The organism is Janthinobacterium silvisoli (assembly GCF_014200725.1).
GTDB lineage: Bacteria > Pseudomonadota > Gammaproteobacteria > Burkholderiales > Burkholderiaceae_D > Janthinobacterium.
This window is the reverse complement of the sequence record NZ_JACHCL010000001.1, coordinates 1202159-1228450: the sequence shown is the minus strand read 5'-3', so window position 1 is coordinate 1228450 and position 26292 is coordinate 1202159. Positions and strand designations below refer to the sequence as shown.

Below are 26292 nucleotides of genomic sequence, written 5' to 3'. Positions count from 1 at the left end.
GTGAAGCCGGGAATGTTTTCCCGGTTTTTTTTTCGTCCCTAGCCCCTCAAGACTCAACCATGCGGAGCTTGCATAGCTCTGGGCATGATGATATGTTGATAGCTCTGGAAAAGTAACTGTTTTCCCACGTCAACTAAGATTATTCCAACTATGCCTGCACACACTCGTCCCCGGGTCGCCTCCCTTGCTCTCAAAACACTCAGTAGCGCGGTCGCATGCGCAGTGTTATTGTCTACGGCGGCGTCCGCGGCCGAGCTGGGCAAAATCACCGTCCTGTCGGCTGCCGGCCAGCCTCTGCGCGCCGAGATCGACTTGACCTCCGTCAAGGGTGACGAATTGTCGGGCTTGCTGGCCAAGCTGGCGCCGCCTGATGCTTACAAGCAGGCCAACGTGGAATTCAATCCGGCCTTGAGCGCTTTGAGTTTTGCCGTGGAAAGCCGCAACGGCAAACCGTTTGTCCGCATCAGCTCGGCTCAACCCGTCACTGAACCGATGGTCGACCTGCTGCTGGAGCTGAGCGGCAAGAATGGCCGCCAGGTACGCGAATATGCCTTCGTGCTCGATACGCCGGAAGCGCGCCAGACGCGTGGCCCGCAAGTGGCCGCGCCTGGCAAGGGCAAGCCGGCTGCTGCTCCTGCTGCTGCAGCTGCGCCCGCAGCGGACGCTGCCAAAAAAGCCGCCGATTACCGCGTCAAGCCGGGCGACACGCTGAGCCGCATCGCCAGTCAATTGAAGCCGTCCGGCGTCTCGCTCGACATGATGCTGGTCGCCCTGTACCGCGCCAATCCCGACGCCTTCAAGGGCGAAAACATGAACCGCATGCAGGCTGGCCGCATCCTGGCTGTGCCCGGTGCGGACGCTATTCGCGCCACCAATGCTGCCGAAGCGAAGAGCGTGGTGACGGCGCACGCCATCGATTTCGAAGCGTATCGTAACAAGCTGGCAGGGCAGGTCGCGCAAAGCAAGCCTGCCAAGTCTGCGCAGCCAGGACAAAGCACGGCCGGCAAGATCAGCACCACCAAGGTCGAAGAAAAACCAACCGCTGTCAGCGAAGCGCAAGACAAGCTGAAGCTGTCGAAGGCGGAATCGGCGGCGAAAGCTGCCGGCAAGAGCGCAGTCGCCAGCGATGAAGACAAGATCGCCAAGGCCAAACAGGTGGAAGAAGCGGCCTCGCGTGTGAAAGAATTGGAAAAGAACGTCAGCGACCTGGAAAAGCTGATGGCCGTCAAAAACAAGGCCATGGCCGACAAGAGCGCGCCAGCACCGGCCAAGCCGGCCGAGCCAGTTGCATCCGTACCTGCCGTGGCCGGCGCGGACGCCAGCGCAGCGGCCCAGCCGCCAGTGCCGAAAGCCAAGCCGGTGCCGCTGGTGAAACAGGTTTCCCCGCTGGAGCCTACGCTGGCCGACAAGTTCGGTGACCATGCGGGCGCCATCGGCATTGCCGTGGCAGCCTTGCTGGCCGCTGCTACCGCGCTGGTGGTCGCGCGCCGCCGGAAAGATGCCGAACCGCCACGCGACGACGTACCACCCACGTTTGAGCCGGAAACGTCACCAGCCGCAGAATCAGCATCGGCGCCGGTGGCAGAACACAGCCTGGCGCCGGAACAGCAGCATTCGGAAGCGAGCAATCATTTGTTTGGCGCCGGTGCCGCTGCAGCGGTAGCAGGCGCGGCTGCCGTGGCGGGCGCGACTGCCCTCGATGGCAACGAAGTCGACCCGGTGGCCGAAGCCGATGTCTACATCGCGTATGGCCGCGATGGCCAGGCGGAAGAAATCCTCAAGGAAGCCTTGCGGACCCATCCGGATCGCCATGCAGCCCGTTTGAAACTGCTGGAAATCTATTCGGCCCGCAATGATGCGGCGGCTTTCGAAGCACAGGCCAGCGAACTGTACAGCCAGACCCAAGGGCAAGGCGAAGAATGGCCGCAAGCGGCCGCCATGGGTTTGGCGCTTGACCCGCACAATCCTTTGTACCGCAACGCCGATGTCGATGCAGTGGTGAGCTTGAGCAAGGGCCCAGGGGCTAGCGATGCCTTGGTCGGCAGCAGCATGGATTTGCCCGATGAACAGCCCGAAGTGCCTCCAGCGCCAGTATCTGCGCCTGCCGATCCGCATCATCTGGATTTTGATCTCGACAGCCTCGATTTCGAGCCCGTCTCGACCAGCGATCCTATCGTGATGCCTGGCCCTGCCGCCATTCCCGTACCCGATGCGCCTGAAGTTTCCGCCACGCAAGCGGCGAAGGATGCGGAATTTGACGCCAGCATGGATTTTGGTCTGGACCTGGAGCCGCCTGCCGGCCCCGTCAATGGCGCAGGCCCAGGCTTGACGCCGCTGCCTGATCCTTTGAAAGATGTAGACCTGGCCGGTTTCGATGCCGCGCCGGCAGCAGCTTCGGCCGCACCGGTCGTGCCGCCTGAGCCAGCGTCGCCGTCACCGGCTGAAACCTTGCCAGCAGCGCAAGAGTTTGACTTGTCCGGCATCGACCTGGACTTGAACGATGGCAAGACTGCCGGCCCCGGCGTGGAAGATCCGCTGTCGGCTATTCATATGGAAATGGATACCAAGCTGGACCTGGCGATTGCTTATCAGGAAATCGGCGACAAGGAAGGCGCGCGTGAATTGATCGATGAAGTGATCAAGGGTGGCAGCGCCGAACAGGTCGCCAAGGCCAACACCATGAAAGCATTGCTTAGCTAAGCGCCTGATACGACATCCATGGCTGCGTTGCACGGTCTCGCCGTACTATTCGTAATGTCTTCGACCGTGCGCCTTGCCCTGAACGCCGTCTCAGGCGCTTAGTCGCGAGGATGCAAGGCGACGCAGCACCGGTATAATGCGCCGATGCAAAACATTACTTCCGCAACGCCATTGAAGCGCATCGCCTTGGGTCTGCAGTATGACGGCCTGGCCTGGCATGGCTACCAAAAGCAGGACGGTGGCCAGACGGTGCAAGACCAGCTGGAAAACGCCCTGGAACAATTTGCCCGCGTGCGCCTGGCCACCACCTGTGCTGGCCGCACGGATACGGGCGTGCATGCGCTTGAGCAAGTCGTGCATTTCGATACAGAATTGACGCGCGACATCCATTCCTGGGTGCGCGGCGTCAATGCCTTCCTGCCACCGTCCATCGCCGTGCGCTGGGCCAAGGAACTTGTTGGCGACCCGACGGTCAATGACTTCTTCCACGCCCGCTTCAGCGCCCGTGCCCGCACTTATCACTATGTGCTGTACAACAACCCCACGCGCTCGCCGCTGGTGGCGGGGCGCGCCGGTTTCTTTTTCCGCCCGCTCGATGTGGAGCGCATGCAGCAAGCCGTGCAGCCCTTGCTGGGCTGGCACGACTTCACGGCCTTTCGCGCTGCCCAGTGCCAGGCCAAGTCGCCAATCAAGCTGATGCACGATATCCGTATCGAGCGCCGTGGTGAACTGATCATCTTTACCATCACTGCCAACGCCTTCTTGCACCATATGGTGCGCAACCTGGTCGGTTCGCTGGTGTATATCGGCAGCGGACGCGAAGAGCCGGAATGGATGGGATATTTGCTGGAAAGCAAAGATCGCCACGCCGCCGCGCCCACCTTCATGCCGGACGGCCTGTACCTGGCGAAGATCGATTACGACCCGAAATGGGGTTTGCCGCAGGATAGCAGCAGCGCCTTGCCCTGGTTCTAAGGAAAGAAATACCCATGCCACGCACACGCATCAAGATTTGCGGCCTGACCCGCTTTGACGATATCGCCGCCGTCGTCGCGGCCGGCGCCGACGCTATCGGCTTCGTGTTTTATCCGAAGAGTCCGCGCTACGTCACGCCGGAACAGGCAGCCAGCCTGATCGCCGTCATTCCGCCGTATGTCAGCACGGTGGGCCTGTTCGTCAACGCCAGCGTGGAAGAAGTGAAAGCGACCTTGGCCGTGGCCCCCTTGTCGCTGCTACAGTTTCATGGCGACGAAACGCCGGAACACAGCGCCACGCTGGCGGCGACCGTGAATCGGCCTTATACGCAGGTGTTTCGCGTCAAACCTGACACCAGTGGTGAAGATTTGCTAGAATATGAGCAGCGCTATCGCGCCGCCAGTCCCTTGTTTGCCAGCCTTTTGCTGGATACTTATGTGGATGCCTACGGCGGTGCAGGAAAGGTATTTGATTGGTCCCTCATCCCAAAAGAGCTCGCGCCTCGGGTCGTTTTAAGTGGTGGCTTGAGCGTACAAAACGCGACTGACGCAGTGGTGCGCGTGCGCCCTTACGCGGTCGACATCAGCAGTGGTGTCGAAGCGTCCAAGGGCATCAAGGACGCATCCAAAGTCCGCGATTTTATCCGCGCGGTACAGGATGCCGATGCCATCATTGCCAGAGGATTACCCCATGACTGACCAAATCAAAGACAGTGGCGCCGCCGCTGCATTGTTTCACGCCGCCGATTACCCTTTCCCCGACGTACGCGGCCATTTCGGCCCGTATGGCGGCTCTTTCGTTGCCGAAACGCTTACGCACGCGTTGGCTGAACTGAAAGAGGCGTATGCCCGCTACAGCGCCGACCCGGAATTCCTGGAAGAATTTCGCTACGAGCTGAAGCACTTCGTCGGCCGCCCCTCGCCGATCTACCACGCCAAGCGCTGGTCCGAGCAAGCCGGTGGCGCGCAAATCTACTTCAAGCGCGAAGACTTGAACCACACGGGCGCGCACAAGATCAATAACGTGATAGGCCAGGCCTTGCTGGCCAAGCGCATGGGCAAGCCGCGCATCATTGCCGAAACGGGCGCCGGCCAGCATGGCGTCGCCACTGCCACCATCTGCGCCCGCTTCGGCCTGGAATGCGTGGTCTACATGGGCAGCGAAGACGTCAAGCGCCAGGCGCAAAACGTGTACCGCATGAAATTGCTGGGCGCCACCGTCGTGCCGGTCGAGTCCGGTTCCAAGACCCTCAAGGATGCGCTCAATGAAGCCATGCGCGACTGGGTCACGAATATTGAAAACACCTTTTACATCATCGGCACGGTGGCAGGACCGCATCCGTACCCGATGATGGTGCGCGATTTCCAGTCAGTGATCGGCGAAGAATGCCTGGTGCAAATGCCGGAAATGACAGGCCGCCAGCCTGATTATGTGCTGGCCTGCATCGGTGGCGGTTCCAACGCCATGGGTATTTTTTACCCGTATATCGACCAGAAAGACGTGAAACTGATCGGCGTGGAAGCGGCCGGCGAGGGATTGGACACGGGCAAGCATTCGGCTTCGCTGACGGCCGGTTATCCGGGCGTGCTGCACGGCAACCGCACCTATCTGCTGCAGGACGACAATGGCCAGATCATCGAGACGCATTCCGTCTCGGCTGGCCTCGACTATCCTGGCGTGGGTCCGGAACATGCGTGGCTGAAAGATTCGGGCCGCGCCCAATATGTGTCGATCACGGACGAAGAAGCGCTGCAGGCTTTCCACGACTGTTGCCATATCGAAGGCATCATCCCGGCGCTCGAATCGTCGCATGCGCTGGCGTACGCGGCCAAGCTGGCGGCCACCTTGCCAAAAGACCAGATCGTACTGGCCAACCTGTCGGGCCGTGGCGACAAGGACATGCACACCGTGGCGGAACGGATGGGACTCAATTTCAGCTAATCGAGCTGTTAACTGCCGGGGTCAGACCCGGCGGGTCTGACCCCAGTTTTCCACAGAATAGAAAGAATCCTATGTCCCGTATCGCCACCACCTTTGCCAATTTAAAATCCCATAACAAGACCGGCCTGGTCACGTTTATTACTGCCGGCGACCCTGGTCCCGAGGCCACCGTGCCGCTGATGCACGCCTTGGTCGAGGGCGGCGCCGACGTGCTGGAACTGGGTGTGCCGTTTTCCGACCCGATGGCCGAAGGCCCGGTGATCCAGCGCGCCTGCGAGCGCGCCCTGAAGTTCAATATCGGGATCCACGATGTATTTGAGTATGTGCGCCAGTTCCGCCTGAGCAATCAAACTACGCCCGTCGTGCTGATGGGTTATGCCAACCCGATCGAACGCATCGGCAGCGCTGCTTTTATTTCCGCAGCGCAAGCAGCAGGCGCCGATGGCGCCATCGTGGTCGATTATCCGCCCGAAGAATGCGAGCAATTTGCCAGCGCCATGCGCGAGGCGGGTCTGGACCTGATCTTCCTGCTGGCGCCCACCTCGACCGAGGAACGGATACAGCAGGTCGCCAAGGTCGGTGGCGGCTTCAGCTATTACGTGTCGCTGAAAGGCGTGACAGGCGCCGGTAACATTGATACAGAACAGGTAGCCGAACGTCTCGCGGCGATCCGCCAGCATGTAAAATTACCTATCGGCGTCGGTTTCGGCATCCGCGATGCGGCGACTGCCCAGGCCGTCGCCAAGGTGGCCGATGCAGTCGTGATCGGCAGCCGCATCATCCAGGAAATCGAAAATGCCCCGGCAGGCGGCGCGGTGGATGCCGTGCGCAGCTTTACGGCAGGCATACGCGCAGCTCTGGACGCCTGAGTAATCTTGTGTTTTAGGCACTCCTGTGCGGCGGCAAAGTTCGACAGCCCGGCGATAAACGGCTACACTTCGGCCACTGATTTGTAAGCAATAGATAAAATTCGGGGCGGCGCCCTCTGTGTTTGCCGCCCTTTTACCGTCTGCCGGGGACATTGACCGATGTCCCGCTTATGGCCCAAGGAGAAAATATGAGTTGGTTGGAAAAACTGCTGCCACCGCGCATACAGCGCTCTGACGCTGCCGCGCGCAAAACCATGCCGGAAGGCTTGTGGGTCAAATGCCCATCGTGCGAAGCCGTGCTGTACCGCACCGATCTGGAATCGAACCTGCATGTCTGCCCGAAATGCGACCATCACATGCGCATCCGCGCGCGTGAACGCCTGGACAGCCTGCTTGACGCGGGCGGCCGTTATGAAATCGGTCAGGAAATCCTGCCAGTCGATACCTTGAAGTTCAAAGACAGCAAGAAATACCCGGATCGTTTGAAATCGGCCATGGAAGCCACGGGCGAAACGGATGCGATGGTCGTCATGGGTGGCGCCATCATGAGCTTGCCAGTCGTGGTGGCGTGCTTCGAATTTGAATTCATGGGCGGCTCCATGGGTTCCGTGGTCGGCGAGCGCTTCGTGCGCGGCGCGCAGATCGCACTGGAACAGAAAGTGCCGTTCATTTGCATTACCGCCACCGGTGGCGCGCGCATGCAGGAAGGCTTGCTGTCCCTGATGCAGATGGCCAAGACCACTGCCATGCTGACCAAGTTGTCCGAAAAGAAACTGCCATTCATCAGCGTGCTGACCGACCCGACCATGGGCGGCGTATCGGCCTCGTTCGCCTTCATGGGCGACGTAGTGATTGCTGAACCAAAAGCGCTGATCGGCTTTGCGGGCCCGCGCGTGATTGAAAACACCGTGCGTGAAAAATTGCCGGAAGGCTTCCAGCGTTCCGAGTTCCTCGTCACCAAGGGTGCCGTGGACATGATCGTCGACCGCCGCAAGATGCGCGAAGAAATCGCCCGCCTGCTGGCCCTGTTGCAAAACCAGGCAGCCGAGGTACTCGCTTAAGGTAATTTCGTTCCTTTAAGCAACTCTTAATTGGTTGATCGCCACATCGCGGCGCGCTAGCGGATACACTATCTGTTTGCGCGCCGCGCATCATTTCACCGTCCCTTATCTCCTATGCAAAACCTCCCTACGACTCTGCCGGCATGGTTGACCATGCTGGAAACCCGCCATTCCGAAACCGTGATCAATATGGGCCTGGAGCGCGTGCTGGAAATCAAGCAGCGCCTGGCGCTGGCGTTTTCCTGCCCTGTGATCATGGTGGCTGGCACCAATGGCAAGGGTTCCACCTGCGCCATGCTCGAATCGGTCTTGCTGCGCGCCGGCTACAAGGTTGGCCTGTACATCAAGCCGCACTTCCTTGATTTTAACGAGCGTGCCCGCATCGGTGGTGAAATGGCCACCGACGAGCAATTGATCGCCAGCTTCAATGCCGTCGAAGCGGTGCGCGGCGATATCCCGCTGACGTATTTCGAATTTACTACCCTGGCCATCATGCATTTGCTGGCCGAAGCAGGGCAAGACGTGGTGATCCTGGAAGTGGGCCTGGGCGGCCGCCTCGACGCCGTCAACATTGTCGATGCCGACGTGTCCATCGTCACCAGCGTCGATATCGACCATACGGAGTTCCTGGGCGATACGCGCGAAGCGATCGGCTTTGAAAAGGCTGGCATTTTCCGTCCAGGCAAGGCTGCCATCTGCAGCGACCCGGTGCCGCCGCAGTCGCTGATCGACCATGCCGAGGCGATCGGCGCCGATCTGTGGCTGATGGGACGCGACTTCAATTATGCGGGCGACAAGCAGCAGTGGAATTATGGCGGCCGCGAACAGCGCCGCAATTCGCTGGCGTACCCGAGCTTGCGCGGCGCCAACCAGATCCTGAATGCCTGCGCCGTGCTGGCCGCGCTGGAAGTGTTGAAATTGCAATTGCCGGTCGGCGCGCAAGAAGTGCGCACCGGCTTGGTAACGGTGGAATTGCCGGGCCGCTTCCAGGTATTGCCTGGCCGCCCCAGCGTGATCCTGGACGTGGCGCACAACCCGCATGCCGCTTCGGCACTGAACCAGAACCTGGGCAATATGGGTTTCCACCCTTATACCTATGCGGTTTTCGGCTCCATGCATGACAAGGATATCGATGGCGTACTGGCTGCGATGTCGGAACATGTCGATCATTGGTGCCTGACGGGCCTGCCTTCGCCACGCGCAGCCACGGCCTCGGAACTGGCGGCCAAGGTGCAGATCTTGCTGGAAGATAAACCCGATAGCAGCGAGCATACTGTGTCAATTTTCGATGAACCTGCACAAGCTTTTGCAAATGCAATGAGCCGGGCCGGTGAGAATGATAGAATTGTGGTCTTTGGATCTTTCCTCACCGTTGCCGGTGTGATGAAGGCCCGAAAATCCTCACTTCATTGAAACGCACTCGACTGAAAATCACGCATGGGCTTGTTCTCGAAACTATTTAAAAACAAGCAAGAATCCTCTGGCGAAGACAGCGGCTTTTATGTCCCTGGCGAAGCCCAGGCGACTAACCGCAAGCGCGCCGCCAACACTTCAGGTGGAGGCGGCTCGCGCCGTGGCGGCAAGGAAGCGCCGGACCCGGCCTTGCCAGAGAAAAAACGCGCGCGCCGCCGCCTGATCGGGGCCGTCGCCCTGGCCTTGGGCGTGGCCATCGGTTTGCCGATGCTGCTCGATTCCGAGTCGAAGGCGCCCGTCAACGATATCGCCATCGAGATTCCGTCGAAAGACAAACCGGCGGCTGCGCCTGCGCCACTGCCAGCGCAGCCGACCCAGGCCTCGGCCGCGAATGATCAGGGCCTGGACCAGTCCGAGGAAATCGTCGATACGCCAGCGCCGGCCAGGGCCAAGCCTGCGCCGACTCCAGCGCCGGTCTCGGCACCGGCGCCTGTGCTGGCGGCCGCTACGCCTGCGCCGGCCAAGCCCGAGTATCTGGAACCGAAGATTGAACCCAAGCCTGAACCCAAGCCGGTGAAGGTTGAGCCGAAGCCAGAGCCCAAGCCGGAACCCAAGCACGAAAAGCCCGAACCTAAACCGGAAGCCAAGCCAGAACCGAAGCCTGAGCCGAAGGTGGAAAAACCGGCCAAGCCAGCCCAGTCCAGCGACGATGCGGCGCGTGCGCTGGCGATACTGGAAGGTAAACCGGTCAGCCAGGCTGCCAAGGTGCAAGACAAGCCGCACGACGCTGCCACGGGCAAGTTCGTGGTGCAGGTCGCGGCGCTGGCGACGCAAGACAAGGTCAACGAATTGCAGGACAAGTTGCGCGATGCGGGCATCAGCTCCTATACGCAAAAAGTGTCCAGCGCGTCCGGCGAGCGCATCCGCGTGCGCGTAGGCCCGTCGGGCAGCCGCGAAGAAGCGGAAAAGACGCTTGCCAAGGTGCAAAAGCTGGGCCTGGGCGGCAGCGTGGTAGCACAGTGATTTCTGTGGCCTGTGTGACTTTACAACAAGGTTGAGCGCGCGTGACGATCTTCGATTACCTGGTGCTGTTTGTGCTGGTGACATCGGTGCTGATCAGCACGATGCGCGGCCTGGTCAAGGAAATGCTGTCGCTGGTCAGCTGGGTGGTGGCGTTTGTGATTGCCAACGCCTATGGTGCGACCCTGGCAAAATTCCTGCCTGAAGCCGTTCCAGGCGAAGCCATCCGCTTGCTGCTGGCCTTTGTGGTGCTGTTTATCGGCGTGCGCATCCTGATGGGATTGCTGGGCATGACGGTCGATGCCTTGGTCAAGGTCACGGGCCTGAGCCTGGCCGACCGCACCCTGGGCAGCCTGTTCGGTGTGGCGCGCGGCCTTGTGATTGTGCTGACCGTCGTCATCTTGTGTGGCATGACCTCCATTCCCCAGCAGCCGTTCTGGAAAAACGCGTTGCTCAGTCCGCTCGCCGAACAGGGCGCGCGCTCCGTCAAGCCTTATCTGCCTGTCGCTTACGCGCAGCATGTGAAATTTTGAATTTTTTTAAAATCAGTAGCACAGTTTAGGAGCACACCATGTGTGGCATCGTCGGCGTCGTTTCCCATCAACCTGTCAATCAATTGCTCTATGATGCATTGTTGCTTCTGCAACATCGCGGTCAGGACGCGGCAGGGATTGCGACCAATCACAGCAGTATGTTTTCCATGCACAAAGCCAATGGCTTGGTGCGTGACGTCTTCCGTACGCGCAACATGCGTTCGTTGCAAGGCAATTCCGGCATCGGCCACTGTCGCTACCCGACGGCCGGCTCGTCGAGCGAAGAGGAAGCACAGCCGTTTTATGTGAATGCGCCGTTCGGCATCACCCTGGCGCACAATGGCAACCTGACCAACTGGGAACAGTTGAAGCAGGAAATGTTCAAGAACGACCGCCGCCACATCAATACCGATTCCGATTCGGAAGTGCTGCTGAACGTGCTGGCCCATGAAATCCAGAAAGCTACCACCGGCCTGATGCTGGATCCGGAAGCGATCTTCAAGGCCGTGACCGTGCTGAACCGCCGCGTCAAAGGCGGCTACGCTGCCGTCGCGCAAATCGCCGGCGTGGGCTTGCTGGCCTTCCGCGACCCGCATGGCATCCGTCCATTGTGCCTGGGCATCAATGAAACGGAGCAAGGCATCGAATACCTGATCGCTTCCGAATCCGTGGCCCTGGAAGGCATGGGCTTCCGCTTCGTGCGCGATATCGCCCCAGGCGAAGCCGTTTTCATCGATGCAGACAAGCAATTGCACAGCGCCCAGTGCGCCGACAACGCCAGCCTGAACCCTTGCGTCTTCGAATTCGTCTACCTGGCCCGCCCCGATTCCGTGATCGACGGCGCTTCCGTCTACGCCACGCGCCTGAAAATGGGTGAGTACCTGGCTGAAAAGATCCGTCGCGAACTGCCTGAAGGCGGCATCGACGTGGTCATGCCGATTCCCGATTCTTCGCGTCCGGCCGCCATCCAGCTGGCCCTGGCGCTGAACATCGAATACCGCGAAGGTTTCATCAAGAACCGCTACATCGGCCGTACCTTCATCATGCCAGGGCAGGCGGCGCGCAAGAAATCCGTGCGCCAGAAGCTGAACGCGATTCCCTCCGAATTCAAGGATAAAGTGGTATTGCTGGTCGACGACTCCATCGTGCGCGGCACCACTAGCCGTGAAATCGTGCAGATGGCACGCGAAGCGGGCGCCAAGAAAGTGATCTTTGCCTCGGCAGCGCCACCGGTGATCTTCCCGAATGTGTACGGCATCGACATGCCGACCCGCGACGAGCTGATCGCCTACGGTCGCACCACGGAAGAAGTATGCCGCGAAATCACGGCCGATTACCTGGTCTACCAGGATATCGATGCATTGAAGCAGGCGATTGCCGACGTCAACCCAGCCCTGACCAACTTTGAAGCGTCGTGCTTCGATGGCGTCTACGTGACGGGCGACGTGTCACAGGAATACCTGGACCGCCTGGAATACGCGCGCCACCATCCGAAGGCGGCAGCGCCCGAAGACACCCCCCGTTCCCAGCTGAACCTGAACCTGGCGACGACGGAAGCGTAATACTCTGCCCGGCCTGCGCGCCGGGCTTTTTTTTCTTTGCAATCATGACCAATAAAAAAAACTACGGCTTCACCACCACCATCTTGCATAACGACCGCCGCAAGGGCATCGAGCACGGTTCGCTGCACAAGCCCGTGCACACTTCTGTTGCCTTTGGTTATAGCGATGCGCGCCAGCTGGCGTCCGTGTTCCAGGGCAAGGAGCCAGGCTTCCGTTATGGCCGCCAGGGCAATCCGACTGTCTCCGCGCTGGAAGACAAGGTCAACAAGATGGAAGATGGCCTGGCGACCCTGTGTTTCGCCACCGGCATGGGCGCCATCGGCGCCATCGTGCAATCGTTGCTGCGCGCCGGCGACCAGGTGGTGTCGTCGGCCTTTTTATTTGGCAATACCAACAGCCTGTGGCAAACCGTCACGGGGCAGGGCATAGAAGTGGCGTTTGTCGACGCTACCGATGTGGCCAACGTGGCGGCCGCGATTACGCCCGCCACGCGCATCGTGTTTGTGGAAACCATCGCCAACCCGCGTACGCAGATCGCCGACCTGAAGAAAATCGGCGACCTGTGCCGTGAAAAGGGCATCTTGTACGTGGTTGACAACACCATGACCACGCCATACCTGTTCCGTCCGAAATCGGTGGGTGCGGGCCTGGTAGTCAATGCGCTGACCAAATCGATCGGCGGCCATGGCAATGCGCTGGGCGGCAGCTTGACGGACACGGGCGTATTTGACTGGACGCAGTACCCGAATATTTTTGAAAATTATAAAAAGGCGGCGCCCGCCCAGTGGGGCATCGCGCAAATCCGCGCCAAGGCCTTGCGCGACTTCGGTGCTTCGCTGGGCCCGGAAGCGGCCCACCACATCGCCGTGGGCGCCGAAACCATGGCCTTGCGCATGGACCGCACCTGCTCGAACGCGCTGGCATTGGCGACCATGCTGGCCGCCGACCCCCGCGTGGCGGCCGTGCATTACCCCGGTTTGCCTTCGCATCCCCAGCATGGCATCGCCAGCGAGCTGTTTCGCAGCTATGGATCGCTGTTCAGTTTTGAGCTGAAAGACGGCATCGATTGCTTCGACTTCCTCAATCGCCTGAATCTGGCCATTCCCGCCAGCAACCTGGGTGACACGCGCACCCTGGTGATACCCGTCGCCCACACGATTTTCTATGAAATGGGCGCCGAACGCCGCGCCAGCATGGGCATCGCCGAGTCCTTGATCCGCGTGTCGGTCGGTATCGAAGATGAGGCCGACTTATTGGAAGACTTCAGCCAGGCGCTGGACGTATAAAACGCCCAGACTATAAAAAAGGGCCGCACAGCAATGCTGTGCGGCCCTTTGTCTTTGCAAGGCTTAATGCCAGCTACGCATGAGGCCCACCGCTAAACCTTCGAGCGCAAACTCATCTTCGGGCGAGACGGTAATCACCTTGAAGTCCGGGTTTTCCGGGAACAGTTCGATCACGGAACCCGTCTTCTTGTAGCGCTTGACGGTGACTTCGTCGCCGATGCGGGCCACGACGATCTGGCCGTTCTTGGCGCTATCGATCTTTTTTACCGCCAACAAGTCGCCATCCATGATGCCGGCGTCGCGCATGGACCAGCCGCGCACTTTCAGCAGGAAGTCGGGTTTGGCCGAAAACAGGGCCGGGTCGACGTTGTAGCTCGCTTCCAGGTTTTCTTCTGCCAGGATGGGCGAGCCAGCGGCTACCCGGCCGATTAGCGGCAAGGACATCAGCAAGGCGGCTGGCACTTTGATCGGCGCTGGCTCGCTGGTGGTGGCGCCTGTCAGGCGGATGCCGCGCGAGGTGCCGGGCGAAATCTCGATGGCGCCTTTGCGCGCCAGCGCTTGTAAATGCTCTTCGGCCGCATTGGCCGATTTGAAACCCAGTTCGTTGGCGATTTCGGCGCGGGTCGGTGGAAAGCCCGTGTTTTCAATCGCGTCCTTGATCAGGTTCAGGATTTGTTCTTGTCGTGCTGTCAGCTTGATCATGGGGGTGGGGGCATCGTGAAATGCTGTCTATATGAACAGTCTGTATTTTTGTACAGTATCGCCGACTATGCAAGTGTATTTCAGGCTTTTTGACCGATTTTCCAGTAAAACTGCCTGCACGGCAGTGCTGGCAGGCGCAAAACAGGGAATCATTGAATAGTTCGCAAATAGCGGTTATAATCTTCGGCTGACCTTCCCACACTCGTCTTGACGCCGAGGTGGGCGATTATCAATCCGACCTGAAGGAGTTTGCATGCGTCATTATGAAATAGTCTTTATCGTCCATCCGGACCAAAGCGAGCAAGTGCCCGCGATGATCGAACGCTACAAAGCCAGCGTAACCACCCGCGGCGGGTCGGTACACCGCGTGGAAGATTGGGGCCGCCGTCAAATGGCTTACTCGATCCAAAAACTGCCTAAAGCACACTACATCTGCCTGAACATCGAATGCGACAACGAGACCCTGGTCGAGTTGGAAACAGCATTCAAATTCAATGATGCCGTGTTGCGTCACCTGACCGTTAAAATGAAGAAAGCTGAAACAGCTCCTTCGCCGATGATGAAATCGGTACAACGCGAAGACGCGGCCAAAAGCCACCGCACCGAAGCACCAGCAGCTGCTCCAGCCGTCGCCGCTTAATTTTTGACAGGACCTGCGCTGAACCAGCTACAAGTTACCGCCATCATTGCCGAGCGCGAAACATTGCGCTATACCCCGGCAGGCTTGCCGATTGTGAATGCAGTATTGCAACACAGTTCGCAGCAAATGGAGGCTGGTATTGCCCGTTTGACCGAGTTTGACATTGCCGCGCTAGCCGCTGGCGAAATCTCAGGCAGGTTTAACCAGGCAAGCTTGGGTGGTGTGTATCAGTTCACAGGTTTCCTGGCCAGGAAAAGCCGCAACAGCAAGAGTTTGGTGTTTCACATCATTGATTTTAGTGCAGTCACACTGACTAGCGCATTTTTAGATACAGGAGCCTGACATGGCATTCGGTAAAAAGTTCGACAAAAATAAGCTCAAGCTTAAAGAAAAACGCAAACAGCAAAACCCATTGTTCAAACGTAAGAAGTTCTGCCGCTTCACCGCAGCACACGTTGAACAAGTCGACTACAAAGACGTCGATACGCTGAAAGATTTCGTCCAGGAAAATGGCAAGATCATGCCAGCACGCCTGACCGGTACCAAAGCGCACTACCAGCGCCAAGTTGACACCGCAATCAAGCGCGCACGCTTCCTCGCGCTGCTGCCATACACCGATCTGCACCACGCTTAATCGGTCAGATATCCCTGGAGAAGAACTATGCAAATCATTCTGTTAGAAAAAGTTGTTAACGTCGGTAATCTCGGCGAAGTCGTCAAAGTTAAAGACGGTTATGCACGTAACTTCCTGATCCCACAACGCCTGGCACGTCGTGCTACGGCTACCGCTGTGGCTGAATTCGAAGTCAAGCGCGCTGAACTGGAAAAAGCTGCTGCTGCCAAACTGGCTGCATCGCAAGCTCAAGGCGAAAAACTGAACGGCCTGACCGTTCAAGTTGCTCAAAAAGCTGGTGTTGATGGCCGTCTGTTCGGTTCCGTCACCAACTTCGACATCGCTGAAGCGCTGACCAAGCAAGGTTTTGCTGTTGAAAAAGCACAAATCCGTATGCCTACCGGCCCGCTGAAAGTTGTTGGCGAGCACAACGTTTCGGTTGCTCTGCACACCGACGTCGTGGTTGAAGTTGTTATCGCTGTCGTCGCTGACGCGAACGCGTAATCGTCTGCGGGCCTGGCCCGCAAGCGTGGCCGCATCATGAAAAGCCGGGTTCGCCCGGCTTTTTTGTCGCCTTTTTTTCATGTATTTTTCGCTGATTTTTAGCCCTTTTTTTTTGCCTTGACGCCGAAGCAGGTATAATTCGCGCCATGAACGCCCCCTCAGATCCACAACTGGATTCCCTCCGTATTCCGCCGCATTCGATCGAAGCAGAACAATCCGTCATCGGCGGCCTACTGCGCGACAATGCTGCGTACGACCGCATTGCCGACTTCATGCATGCGGAGGATTTCTATCGCTATGACCATCGCATCATCTTCGAGCAAATCGTCAAGATGGTGAACGCTTCCAAGCCAGCCGATGTCATTACTGTCTTTGAAACCCTGACCCAGCTCGGCAAGGCCGATGATGTGGGCGGACTCGCTTACCTGAACGCCATGGCGCAAAACACGCCATCGGCCGCGAATATCCGGCGTTATGCCGAGATCGTGCGCGACCGCGGCGTGCTGCGCAAACTCATCACGGTGGCCGACGATATCTCGGGCACGGCTTTCAGCCCGCAAGGCAAGGAAGTCAAGCAAATGCTGGACGAGGCGGAATCGAAGATTTTCGCCATCGCCGAAGAGGGCGCCCGCGGCGCCCAGGGCTGGACCGCGATCCAGCCGCTGCTGACACAGGTGGTCGAGCGCATCGACGAACTCTACAGCCGTGACAATCAAAGTGAAATCACCGGCGTGCCGACTGGTTTCATCGACCTCGACCGCATGACTTCGGGTTTGCAACCGGGTGACCTGGTGATCGTGGCCGGCCGTCCTTCGATGGGTAAAACGGCGTTTTCCGTCAATATCGGCGAAAACGTGGCCATCGACAGCGGCTTGCCGGTCGCCGTATTCTCGATGGAGATGGGCGGCGCCCAGCTGGCCATGCGTATGCTCGGTTCCGTCGGCCAGCTCGACCAGCATCGTCTGCGGACTGGCCGCCTGAACGATGAAGACTGGCCGCGCCTGACCAATGCGATTCAAAAGATGAATGACGCCCAGTTATACATCGATGAAACGCCGGCGCTGAACTCGATCGAGTTGCGCGCCCGTTCACGCCGGCTGTCGCGTCAATGCGGCAAGCTGGGCCTGATCATCGTCGACTACTTGCAACTGATGTCGGCCAATACCCCTGGCGACAATCGCGCGACCGAGATTTCCGAGATTTCGCGGGGCTTGAAAGGGCTGGCGAAAGAGCTCGGTTGCCCCGTGATCGCGCTGTCCCAGCTGAACCGCTCGCTGGAGCAACGCCCGAATAAACGTCCCGTGATGTCGGACTTGCGTGAATCGGGCGCTATTGAGCAGGATGCCGACGTGATCCTGTTCATTTACCGCGACGAAGTCTACAACCCCGACTCGCCCGACAAGGGCACTGCCGAAATCATTATCGGCAAACAGCGTAACGGCCCGATCGGCAGCATCCGCCTCACCTTCATGGGGCAGTACACCAAATTTGGCAATTACAGTGGTGGCCTGGCGCTGTACCAGGGCGACTAACACAGAGCAGCACTGCTAATTCCATTGGCCGCCCCCGCAAAACGGGGGCGGCTTTCTGTAGTAAATAACACGACTCAATGCTTAACGGAGAATGACATGTTTGGACGCTTGATGCCCACTGAGGGCAAGTTTTTTGAATTGTTTAACCAGCACGCAGAACTGTGCGTTAAAGGCGCAAAAGAGATGCTTGGCCTGATGACCAATTTCGATGACCTGGAAAACCGCGTACATGCGATCGAAAGCATTGAGAAACAGGCGGACAAAGTCACCTACGCCACCGTGGAAATGCTGCACAAGACCTTCATCACGCCGATCGACCGCGATGACATTCACCAGCTGATCACGCGCCAGGACGACATCCTGGACTTGCTGGAAGATGCCGCCCAGACCGTTTCCCTGTATGACTTGAAAGCCGTCACGCCGGAAGCCAAGCGCCTGGCTGAACTGGTGCTGGCCTGTACCGAGAAAGTGCGCGACGCCGTTGCCCTGCTGCACAATATGGATAACTCACGCAAGATCGTCGCCATCTGCGAAGAAATCGACCGCCTGGAATCGGACGCCGACCACGTGATGCGCGCCGCCATGTCCAAGCTGTTCCGCGACGAACCGGACGTGCGCAACCTGATCAAGCTGAAAGCGATCTACGAAATTCTGGAAACCGTGACCGACCGTTGCGAAGATGTGTCCAATATCATCGAAGGCATCATCGTCGAAAACGCGTAAGCGTTGGGCATGTCCTGAACCAGAATCAGAAAAGAATATAAACAATGACCATACAAATCAGCATCTACGTGCTAGGCCTGTTGATCGCCTTGGCGCTGCTGTTTGACTTCATGAACGGTTTCCACGATGCCGCCAACGCGATTGCGACGGTGGTCTCGACGGGCGTATTGAAACCGCAGACGGCCGTTGCCATGGCCGCGACCTTCAACTTTGTCGCCATTTTCATTTTTCACCAGCTGACCGTGGCCGCCACGGTGGGCAAGGGCACGATCGACCCGACCGTGGTCGACCAGTACGTGATTTTCGGCGCGCTGATGGGCGCCATCTTCTGGAACCTGTTTACCTGGTACTACGGGATTCCCTCGTCGTCCTCGCACGCGCTGATTGGCGGCCTGGTGGGCGCCGCTGTCGCCAAGTCGGGCACGGGCGCGCTGGTCTCGGCCGGCCTGTGGAAAACCGTGGCCTTCATCGTCATCTCGCCTTTGCTGGGCTTTATCTTCGGCTCCATCATGATGCTGATCGTGTCATGGGTGTTCGTGCGCTCGACGCCGCGCAAGGTCGATAAATGGTTCCGCCGCCTGCAATTGTTTTCGGCTGCAGCCTATAGCCTGGGCCACGGCGGCAACGATGCGCAAAAAACCATCGGCATCATCTGGATGCTGCTGATCGCCGCCGGCTACTCGAGCGCCGCCGATTCCATGCCACCACTGTGGGTGATCATTTCGTGCTACACGGCCATCAGCTTCGGCACGCTGTTCGGCGGCTGGCGCATCGTCAAGACCATGGGCCAGAAGATCACCAAGTTGAAACCAGTCGGCGGCTTCTGCGCTGAAACGGGCGGCGCCATTACGCTGTTCCTGTCGACCGCGCTGGGCATCCCCGTGTCGACCACGCACACGATCACGGGCGCCATCGTCGGCGTCGGCTCCTCGCAAAAAATGTCCGCCGTCCGCTGGGGCGTGGCAGGCAATATCGTCTGGGCCTGGATATTCACGATTCCTGCCTCCGCGTTTGTTGCTGCGATTGCATGGTGGATCGGTCATCACATCATGTAATGAACGTTCAGCATCAATGAAAAGGGAGCCCACGGGCTCCCTTTTTTTGTCTGTGCTGCCTGCTTACTGCCCGCGCGGTCCCTTGTCGCCGCCCTGATGTTTCTTCAGGCCATCGTTCTGGCGGATCGCGCCTTTATCCTGCTCGGCTTGCTGGCGGATCTTGTTGGCTTCCTGCTCGGCTTGCAGGTGTTCCTGCTGTTGCTGTTCGCGCGGCGTGTCGTTGGTCTTGCTCATGGCGCTCTCCTTGAAGAATGAGTCTTCATCATGCCGTGCCGCGATGAAGCGCACCGTTCGCTGTGCAACATAGTGCGGCTGCAACAGCCTAAGCCAGCGCCACCGTCAATCCCTCATACGCCAAAAACACTTGCAAGCCGTTCACTCTATCCTGATAGCGGGCCTGCACATCAGCGAACACGGCTTCCAGCTGGTCATCGCTGCGGGTCGGTTCGTGGTGGGTGCAGTACAGGCGGCGGGCGCCGCAGCGCAGGGCCAGCTCGAATGCGGCGTCGAACGTGCCGTGGCCCCAGCCCTGTTTGTCCGGGTATTCCTCGCGCGTATACGAGCAATCCATGATCAGGGCGTCAACGCCGGCCACCATGGTCTCGATGCGTGCCTGGCGGGTAGCGTTGTGGCTAGCGCAGACGGCGTGGTCAACGTGACCGGGCGGGTAGGGGTTGTAGAACGGTTCATGGTCGCCGCTGAAGAATAGCGAAACGCCTGCGCAGTCGATGCGGTAGCCCAGGTTGACGACCGGGTGGTTCATCTGCACGCCGCGCACGCGCGCCTGGCCGACCATGACGGTGTCGTGTTCGGCGATGGTGCGGTATTCGATGCTGGCCGCCATGGCCGCTTCGCTGACGGGAAAGTAACTGCTTTGCAATTGCACCGCCATCACATGTTCGATGCCGCGTCCGCTGACGGTGTCGAGCGCGCCATGCAGGCGCACCCGGTTGCCGGCCACGAACAGTGGCGTAAACATGGGCAGGCCGTGGATGTGGTCCCAGTGGCTGTGCGTGATGAAGATGTGCGCATCGACGCGCTGGCCAGCCGGTAACTGTTGTGCCAATGAAAAGATGCCGCTGCCAGCGTCGAGGATGATCAGATCATCGTCATCGCTGCGTACCTCGATGCAAGTGGTATTGCCGCCATAGCGTGCCGTAAGGGGGCCAGGGGAGGGGATAGAGCCGCGGACGCCCCTGAACGTGAATTTCATGCAATACCTTGTTACTGTGTAATGACTGTTGATTCTATTCTAATCAATATGGTCAAAGCCAATATTTATTTATGCTGCGACACAGAAAGTTATTTCAGTTTGTTGCGGTTAATCAATGTACAGTGCGGCAAACCAGCAGTTACACTGGCGCCTGTTTCCTTATCTTCCCAGCGCCCACCATGCCGCAGTTGCACCCCGAGAAAATCGCCCACAGACTGGAGCAGTTGACCGAACTGAGCGTCGCTCTCGGCCATGGCCTGGGCGGTCAGGGGCGCGATATCGGGCCGCTGCTGCAGCGCATCGTGCTGCTGGCCAAGAGCATGAGCGGCGCCGATGGTGCGACCCTGTACCGGCCAGCGGCCGACGGGCGCCAGCTCGATTTCCATATCAGCGTCAACGATAGCCTGGGTATCGGCCTGGGTAGCGATATCGGCGTACCGGGCGTGCCCCTGTTCGACGCGCAGGGACAGCCTAACCTGGCTTCGGTGGCGGCTTATGCAGCCCATATGCGCCGCTGCGTGAATATTGCCGATGTGTACCGTGAGGAAGCCTTCAATTTTTCTGGCATGCAGGCATTCGACCGCCACCATGGCTATCACACGCAATCGATATTGACAGTGCCCATGGGCGACCATGAAGGGGACTTGATCGGCGTGCTGCAGCTGGTCAATGCCAAGGATGAGGCCACCGGCCAGGTGCGTGCTTTCTCCGCTACCGACCAGCGTTTCATCGAGGCCTTGGCGGCGCAGGCGGGCGTGGCATTGACGAACCAGCAACTGATCCTGCAGCTGGAAGAATTGCTGGAATCCTTGGTCAAGCTGATCAATATCGGCATCGATGAAAAATCGCCTTACACGGGCCGCCATTGCCAGTTCGTACCGGAACTGACGATGTTGCTGGCGGACGCGGCGCACGCCACGCAAACGGGGCCGTTGGCCGAGTTTCGCCTGAGTGACAATGAGCGCAAGCAACTGTGGCTGGCCGGCATGCTGCACGATTGCGGCAAGATCACCACGCCCGTGCACGTGGTCGACAAGGCCACCAAGCTGGAAACCATCTTTGACCGCATCGCCCTGATCGACACGCGGTACGAAGTGCTGCTGCGTGACGCCGAGATCGCGGCCTTGCAGCGGCAAATCACGCATCCCGACCAGGTCGATGCGATAGCCGTCGCGCTGGCTGGCGAGCAGGTTGCCTTGCGCGAGGAGCGCGACTTTATCCGCCGTGCCAATATCGGTGGCGAAGGCATGGCCGAGGCCGACCAGCAGCGGGTGCGCCAGATTGCGCGGCGCCGCTGGCGCGCAGCCGACGGCGAGCTGCGCGACTTTCTTGATGCCGACGAGACGGAAAACCTGACCATCCGTTTCGGCACCTTGACGGCGGCCGAACGGGCCATCGTCAACAACCATATCAGCGTGTCGATCCGCATGCTGGAAGCCTTGCCGTGGCCGAAACACTTGCAGAAAGTGCCGGAATACGCGGGTGGCCACCATGAGCGCATGGATGGCAAGGGTTATCCGCGCGGCTTGACGAAAGAGCAGATGTCGGTGCCGGCGCGGCTGATGGCGATTGCCGATATCTTTGAAGCGCTGACGGCGCGCGACCGGCCCTACAAAAAAGGCAAGTCGCTGTCCGAATCGCTGCGCATCCTCGGTAATTTCAGCCTGAATGGCCATATCGATCCCGATCTGTTCGATGTGTTTATCCGCAGCAAGGTGTACCGCGCCTTTGCTGAAAAACATATGGATCCCAGCCAGATCGATGCTGTCGACGAGGCGGCCATTCCCGGATACAGGCCGTGATGGCGGCCTTGGCCGGCCAACTGAAAAAATACGGCGCGCGCTGGCTGGCAGGCCTGGTGCTGACCATGCTGGCGGCAAGTCTGAGCATCGGCCTGGTCGATAGCGCAACGATTATCCGGCTGGACGCCATGCTGAGCGACTTGCGCATGCGCGCCGAGCCGGCCGTGCTGGACCGGCGCATCGTGATTGTCGACATCGATGAAAACAGCCTGACCCGTATCGGCCGTTTCCCCTGGAGCCGCGATATCCAGGCGCAGCTAGTGACGCAGTTGACGCGGCATTATGGCGTGGCGGCGCTCGGTTACGATATCTCGTTTCCGGAAGCCGACACCAGTTCCGGTTATGCCGTACTGGAAAAGCTGGCTCAGCATGAGCTGGCCGGCGTGCCTGGTTTTGATGCCCAGCTGGCCAGACTCAAGCCCGGCATGGATTACGATGGCTTGCTGGCGCAAGCGATGCGCGGCCAGCCGGTTGTGCTGGGTTTTAATGTGTCTGACCAGCAAAAGAAGGGCGTGCTGCCGGCGCCGGCGTTCACTGTAGCAAGCTTGAACGGACGTGCTGTCACGGCGTTTTCAGCGCGTGGCTACGAAGCCAATATTGCGCAGTTGCAGAATGCTGCCAGCGGCGCCGGCATTTTTACGGCGCTGACCGATACCGATGGCGTGGTGCGCTCGTCAACCTTGCTGCAGCGCATAGGCAACGCCTATTATCCATCGCTGTCGCTGGCGACGGCTGCCGTGTACCTGAAGGCGCGCGCCATCACACCGCATTTCACGCAAAGCGCTGACAATATGTCGGCCGCCGAACTGGCCAATGGCGGCCTCGATCAATTACTGATGTTCACGCCGCAAGGCCCGCGCGCCATTCCGGTGGGCGAAGCGCTGACCACCACCGTGCAATACCGCGGCAGTGGCGGGCCATCGGGCGGCGCGTTTGCCTATGTCTCGGCGGCCGACGTGCTGCAGGGTAAGGTACCGCCTGCCTTGTTGAAAGAGGTGATCGCCCTGGTCGGCACCAGCGCGCCCGGCTTGAACGATGTGCGGGCCACGCCCGTCAATGCCGAATATCCGGGGGTGGAAGTGCACGCCAACCTGATCAAGTCCATCCTCGATGGCCGCTTCAAATCGCGTCCCGATTACGCGCTGGCGATCGAACTGGGCCAGGTGCTGCTGGCCGGCCTGGCGCTGGCCGGCGCGCTGGCGGTACTGTCGCCAGCCTGGTCCATGCTGCTGGCACTGGGCGCGCTGGGCGCCACGCTGGGCTTTAATCTGTATCTGTACCGGGTGCAGGATATGCTGGTCGATAGTGCGGTCGTGCTGTTGCTGATCGTCGCGCTGTTTATCGTGAACGTGGCCTGGGGCTACTTTTTCGAGGTGCGCAAGGGACGTGCGCTGGTGGCCCGTTTTGGCGAATATGTGGCGCCCGAACTGGTGGCCGAGATGGCTGACAATCCCCAGCGCTACACCATGGAAGGCGAGAACCGCGAATTGACGGTGCTGTTTGCCGACGTGCGCGGTTTTACGGCGATCTCGGAAAACATGGCGCCGGCGGCCTTGCGCGAATACATCAATCTGTACCTGACGGCCATGTCGGAAGATATCCGCGACAGCCATGGCGGCACGCTCGACAAATACATCGGCGACGCCGTGATGGCGTTCTGGGGAGCACCGCTGGCCTTCCCCGACCATGCCAGCCGGGCCGTCGCCAGCGCCTTGCTGATGCAGCGCAGCGCGGCGCGCCTGAATGACGATTTTATCGCCCGTGGCTGGCCTGCGTTGCAGATCGGCATCGGCATCAATACGGGACTGATGCATGTGGGCGACATGGGCTCGCGCATCCGCCGCGCCTACACGGTGATGGGCGACGCCGTCAATCTGGGCGCGCGCCTGGAAGGCATTACCAAGACGTATGGCGTTGGCATCGTTGTCAGTGCCACCACCCGCCATGCCGCACCGCAATTTGCGTACCGGGAACTGGACCGGGTAGCGGTCAAGGGCAAGCAGCAAGCGGTGGCCATTTTCGAGCCGCTGGGCTTGCAGGAAGATATGGACGCGGCTGCCTTGGCGCGCCTGGAATGCTGGTCGCGTGTGCTGGTCTTGCTGCGCGCACGCGAGTGGGCCGGCGCGCAACAACTGGTCGATCAATTGCTGCGCCAGCAGCCACAGGATGGCTTGTATCGGCTGTATGCGGCGCGGCTGTCTGGCTACCTGGCCCAATCGCCGCCGGATGACTGGGATGGCGTGACTATTTTTGACAGCAAGTAGGTGGCGCATAAAGAGGTAAAATGCTGGCCCGGCATGCTGGCCTGTCCGCTACTGTTGTTGTGAAAAAAGCTGCTTTTTCAGGGACTTGGACGCAGATTCGCACGGTGATGGCGGAAATCGCTGTTCCAATAGTAGAAAGTTCTGACTGGAAACGAAAACCCGTCTAAACTTTGCATTCAATCAATTGATGAGCACAACGGTGTTGCGCCTGGCCAGCGTCGTGCTCATGCAACTACAAGAAATCTTCACTCATGAATTATCGTTTGGTGCACCTGCTTGCGGGCTCGGCGCTTTTGTTCGTCGCGGGCGCTGCCTGCGCAATTGCCCCATCGGCTGCAGGGCAAAATGAGGCTGCGCTGCCTGCCCCCGTGACGGATATTGCCATTCCCCATTTCGACATCGCCCGTTTTGATGTGCAGGGCAATACCTTGCTGTCGCCCGCATTGCTGTCCGCCTTGCTGACGCCATTTACCGGTACGCAGCGCGATTTTGGCGACATTCAGCATGCCGTCGAAGCGCTGGAAAACGCTTACCGTGAACGCGGCTACACGGTGGTGCAAGTCACCTTGCCGGAGCAGGAGCTTGAACGGGGCGTGGTGCAACTGACCGTGGTGGAAACGGCGATTGGCCAGATTACGATCACCGGTAACCGCCATGTCGATGAGGCCAATGTGCTGAACGCCTTGCCCTCGCTGCGCGTGGGCAATTCGCCGAACTTGCCGGCATTGGGAAAAAGCCTGAAATTGGCGAATGAGAATCCGGCCCGCAAGATGGAAGTCAAGCTGGCTGCCAGCGAGCTTGAGGGCCAGCTCGACGCGGCCGTGTCGGTGGCCGATGAAAATCCGTGGAAAGCCATGCTGAACCTGGACAATACGGGCAGTGGGCAAACTGGCAAGACGCATGCCGGCGTGGTGTTGCAAAACGCCAATCTGTGGGGCCGCGACCATGTCGCCAGCCTGCAATACACCACTTCGCTGGAAAAGCCGGACAAGGTAGCCATTTATGGTCTTGGCTACCATGTGCCGCTGTATGCGCTCGGTGATTCGATCGATGCATTTGCCAGTTATTCGAATGTGGATTCGGGCACCGTGGCGGCCGGTATTTTTGACCTGGCGGTCAGTGGCCGTGGCACCATGGCCGGCCTGCGCTACAACCAGAACTTCGCCAAAACCGGCAATTATGAGCCCAAGCTGATCTATGGCATCGATTACAAGGCGTATCAGAATAGCGTGCAATTGCTGGGCTTTGAACTGGGCGGCGACGTGACCGTGCATCCACTCAGCGTGGCCTATGTGGGCGCCTGGACGCATGAGGATGGCGAAGCCAGCCTGGCGCTGACCCTGTCGCGCAACCTGCCCGGTGGCCGCCACGGCACCCAGGCAGATTTCAACCTGGCGCGGGCTGGCGCCAAGGCGAGCTACAGCACGGCACGCCTGAGCATGAACTGGGGCAAGGTGCTATCGAATGAATGGCAGTTGCGCAGTATTTTCAATGCGCAATATACGCCCGATGCGCTGGTGCCTGGAGAACAGTTCGGCGCCGGCGGTGCTGCGTCGGTACGCGGTTTCGACGAGCGCCAGGTATCGAGCGACTCCGGCGCCAGCCTGAATCTGGAAATTTACACGCCCAGCTGGTGTAGCAATACGGCCCTGTCTCAGTGCCGCGGGCTGGTGTTTTACGACAGCGCCTGGCTGAACCGCAATCATGGCTTGCCGGGCGAAGCGCAAGGCAATGCGATCGGCAGTTTTGGTATCGGGACGCGCTTGCTGCTGAGCCGTTATGCCAATCTGCAAATCGATTACGCGCACGTACTGAATGCCGGTGACACCGGCCGGAACGACAGCAACCGCCTGCATTTCAGGCTGGCCCTGTCCTATTAGTAGC

24 protein-coding genes are annotated in these 26292 nt (G+C 59.4%); 21 read left to right on the top strand and 3 right to left on the bottom strand.

The window, feature by feature from the left end; genetic code table 11:
* Positions 1–222 precede the first annotated feature (222 nt).
* The 11 genes from HDE75_RS05520 to HDE75_RS05470 all read left to right on the top strand — a co-directional run bounded on the left by HDE75_RS05520 (position 223) and on the right by HDE75_RS05470 (position 13360).
* A complete protein-coding gene (locus tag HDE75_RS05520; RefSeq protein WP_311735071.1) occupies positions 223–2700 on the top strand; it encodes a motility hub landmark protein FimV in 2478 nt (825 codons plus the stop codon).
* 144 nt (positions 2701–2844) lie between these two features.
* Entirely contained in the window at positions 2845–3675 is an 831-nt protein-coding gene (truA, locus tag HDE75_RS05515) for a tRNA pseudouridine(38-40) synthase TruA (RefSeq protein WP_183675861.1), read from the top strand.
* 14 nt (positions 3676–3689) lie between these two features.
* Complete coding sequence (locus HDE75_RS05510; RefSeq protein ID WP_183675862.1) at positions 3690–4373, top strand: phosphoribosylanthranilate isomerase; 684 nt, start codon at positions 3690–3692, stop codon at positions 4371–4373.
* Positions 4366–5616, top strand: coding sequence for a tryptophan synthase subunit beta (gene trpB, locus HDE75_RS05505; RefSeq protein ID WP_183675863.1), 1251 nt, complete (start codon positions 4366–4368; stop codon positions 5614–5616). Before HDE75_RS05510 ends, trpB begins: the two co-directional genes overlap by 8 nt.
* A 71-nt stretch (positions 5617–5687) precedes the next feature.
* Positions 5688–6485, top strand: a complete 798-nt coding sequence (gene trpA / locus HDE75_RS05500; RefSeq protein WP_183675864.1) for a tryptophan synthase subunit alpha — start codon at positions 5688–5690, stop codon at positions 6483–6485.
* 188 nt (positions 6486–6673) lie between these two features.
* Entirely contained in the window at positions 6674–7546 is an 873-nt protein-coding gene (gene accD / locus HDE75_RS05495) for an acetyl-CoA carboxylase, carboxyltransferase subunit beta (RefSeq protein ID WP_183675865.1), read from the top strand.
* Between the two features lie 114 nt (positions 7547–7660).
* Positions 7661–8959, top strand: coding sequence for a bifunctional tetrahydrofolate synthase/dihydrofolate synthase (folC, locus tag HDE75_RS05490; RefSeq protein ID WP_183675866.1), 1299 nt, complete (start codon positions 7661–7663; stop codon positions 8957–8959).
* Between the two features lie 24 nt (positions 8960–8983).
* Positions 8984–9982, top strand: a complete 999-nt coding sequence (locus HDE75_RS05485; protein ID WP_183675867.1) for an SPOR domain-containing protein — start codon at positions 8984–8986, stop codon at positions 9980–9982.
* 41 nt (positions 9983–10023) lie between these two features.
* Entirely contained in the window at positions 10024–10512 is a 489-nt protein-coding gene (locus tag HDE75_RS05480) for a CvpA family protein (RefSeq protein ID WP_183675868.1), read from the top strand.
* A 38-nt stretch (positions 10513–10550) separates the two neighbouring features.
* Positions 10551–12074 (top strand): amidophosphoribosyltransferase, encoded by a 1524-nt coding sequence (gene purF, locus HDE75_RS05475; protein WP_183675869.1) that lies wholly within the window; start codon positions 10551–10553, stop codon positions 12072–12074.
* A 44-nt stretch (positions 12075–12118) separates the two neighbouring features.
* Positions 12119–13360 carry a cystathionine gamma-synthase family protein gene (locus HDE75_RS05470; protein ID WP_183675870.1) on the top strand — a complete coding sequence of 414 codons (1242 nt, stop codon included), beginning with the start codon at positions 12119–12121 and terminating at the stop codon, positions 13358–13360.
* 63 nt (positions 13361–13423) lie between these two features.
* On the opposite strand, the gene lexA is transcribed toward HDE75_RS05470, so the two are convergent.
* Entirely contained in the window at positions 13424–14062 is a 639-nt protein-coding gene (gene lexA, locus HDE75_RS05465; RefSeq protein ID WP_183675871.1) for a transcriptional repressor LexA, read from the bottom strand.
* A gap of 253 nt (positions 14063–14315) precedes the next feature.
* On the opposite strand from lexA, the gene rpsF reads away from it, so the two are divergent.
* The 7 genes from rpsF (at position 14316) to HDE75_RS05430 (ending at position 19129) form a co-directional block, all read left to right on the top strand.
* Positions 14316–14702 (top strand): 30S ribosomal protein S6, encoded by a 387-nt coding sequence (gene rpsF / locus HDE75_RS05460; protein ID WP_183675872.1) that lies wholly within the window; start codon positions 14316–14318, stop codon positions 14700–14702.
* An 18-nt stretch (positions 14703–14720) separates the two neighbouring features.
* Positions 14721–15044: a primosomal replication protein N gene (gene priB / locus HDE75_RS05455; protein ID WP_183676622.1), complete on the top strand. Its 324-nt coding sequence runs from the start codon at positions 14721–14723 to the stop codon at positions 15042–15044.
* Between the two features lies 1 nt (position 15045).
* Entirely contained in the window at positions 15046–15336 is a 291-nt protein-coding gene (gene rpsR, locus HDE75_RS05450) for a 30S ribosomal protein S18 (RefSeq protein ID WP_010400024.1), read from the top strand.
* Between the two features lie 27 nt (positions 15337–15363).
* The gene (gene rplI / locus HDE75_RS05445; RefSeq protein WP_183675873.1) at positions 15364–15819 is read left to right on the top strand and encodes a 50S ribosomal protein L9; all 456 of its coding nucleotides are present in this window, start codon (positions 15364–15366) and stop codon (positions 15817–15819) included.
* A gap of 146 nt (positions 15820–15965) precedes the next feature.
* Positions 15966–17351 (top strand): replicative DNA helicase, encoded by a 1386-nt coding sequence (locus HDE75_RS05440; protein ID WP_034750488.1) that lies wholly within the window; start codon positions 15966–15968, stop codon positions 17349–17351.
* Positions 17352–17447: 96 nt separating this feature from the next.
* Positions 17448–18074 carry a DUF47 domain-containing protein gene (locus tag HDE75_RS05435; RefSeq protein WP_183675874.1) on the top strand — a complete coding sequence of 209 codons (627 nt, stop codon included), beginning with the start codon at positions 17448–17450 and terminating at the stop codon, positions 18072–18074.
* 44 nt (positions 18075–18118) lie between these two features.
* On the top strand, positions 18119–19129 hold the full coding sequence (locus HDE75_RS05430; RefSeq protein WP_183675875.1) for an inorganic phosphate transporter: 1011 nt from the start codon (positions 18119–18121) through the stop codon (positions 19127–19129).
* A 63-nt stretch (positions 19130–19192) separates the two neighbouring features.
* Here the strand turns inward: HDE75_RS05430 and HDE75_RS05425 are convergent, their stop codons facing one another.
* Complete coding sequence (locus HDE75_RS05425) at positions 19193–19363, bottom strand: hypothetical protein (RefSeq protein WP_183675876.1); 171 nt, start codon at positions 19361–19363, stop codon at positions 19193–19195.
* Positions 19364–19451: 88 nt separating this feature from the next.
* A complete protein-coding gene (locus tag HDE75_RS05420) occupies positions 19452–20342 on the bottom strand; it encodes an MBL fold metallo-hydrolase (protein ID WP_183675877.1) in 891 nt (296 codons plus the stop codon).
* A gap of 179 nt (positions 20343–20521) precedes the next feature.
* Here HDE75_RS05420 and HDE75_RS05415 point away from each other — a divergent pair, with 179 nt between their 5' ends.
* The 3 genes from HDE75_RS05415 to HDE75_RS05405 all read left to right on the top strand — a co-directional run bounded on the left by HDE75_RS05415 (position 20522) and on the right by HDE75_RS05405 (position 26288).
* Positions 20522–22144 carry an HD domain-containing phosphohydrolase gene (locus tag HDE75_RS05415; RefSeq protein ID WP_183675878.1) on the top strand — a complete coding sequence of 541 codons (1623 nt, stop codon included), beginning with the start codon at positions 20522–20524 and terminating at the stop codon, positions 22142–22144.
* A complete protein-coding gene (locus tag HDE75_RS05410) occupies positions 22144–24408 on the top strand; it encodes a CHASE2 domain-containing protein (RefSeq protein ID WP_183676623.1) in 2265 nt (754 codons plus the stop codon). The genes HDE75_RS05415 and HDE75_RS05410 overlap by 1 nt, the downstream gene beginning before the upstream one ends.
* A gap of 251 nt (positions 24409–24659) precedes the next feature.
* Positions 24660–26288: a ShlB/FhaC/HecB family hemolysin secretion/activation protein gene (locus HDE75_RS05405; RefSeq protein ID WP_183675879.1), complete on the top strand. Its 1629-nt coding sequence runs from the start codon at positions 24660–24662 to the stop codon at positions 26286–26288.
* The last annotated feature ends 4 nt before the right edge of the window (positions 26289–26292 follow it).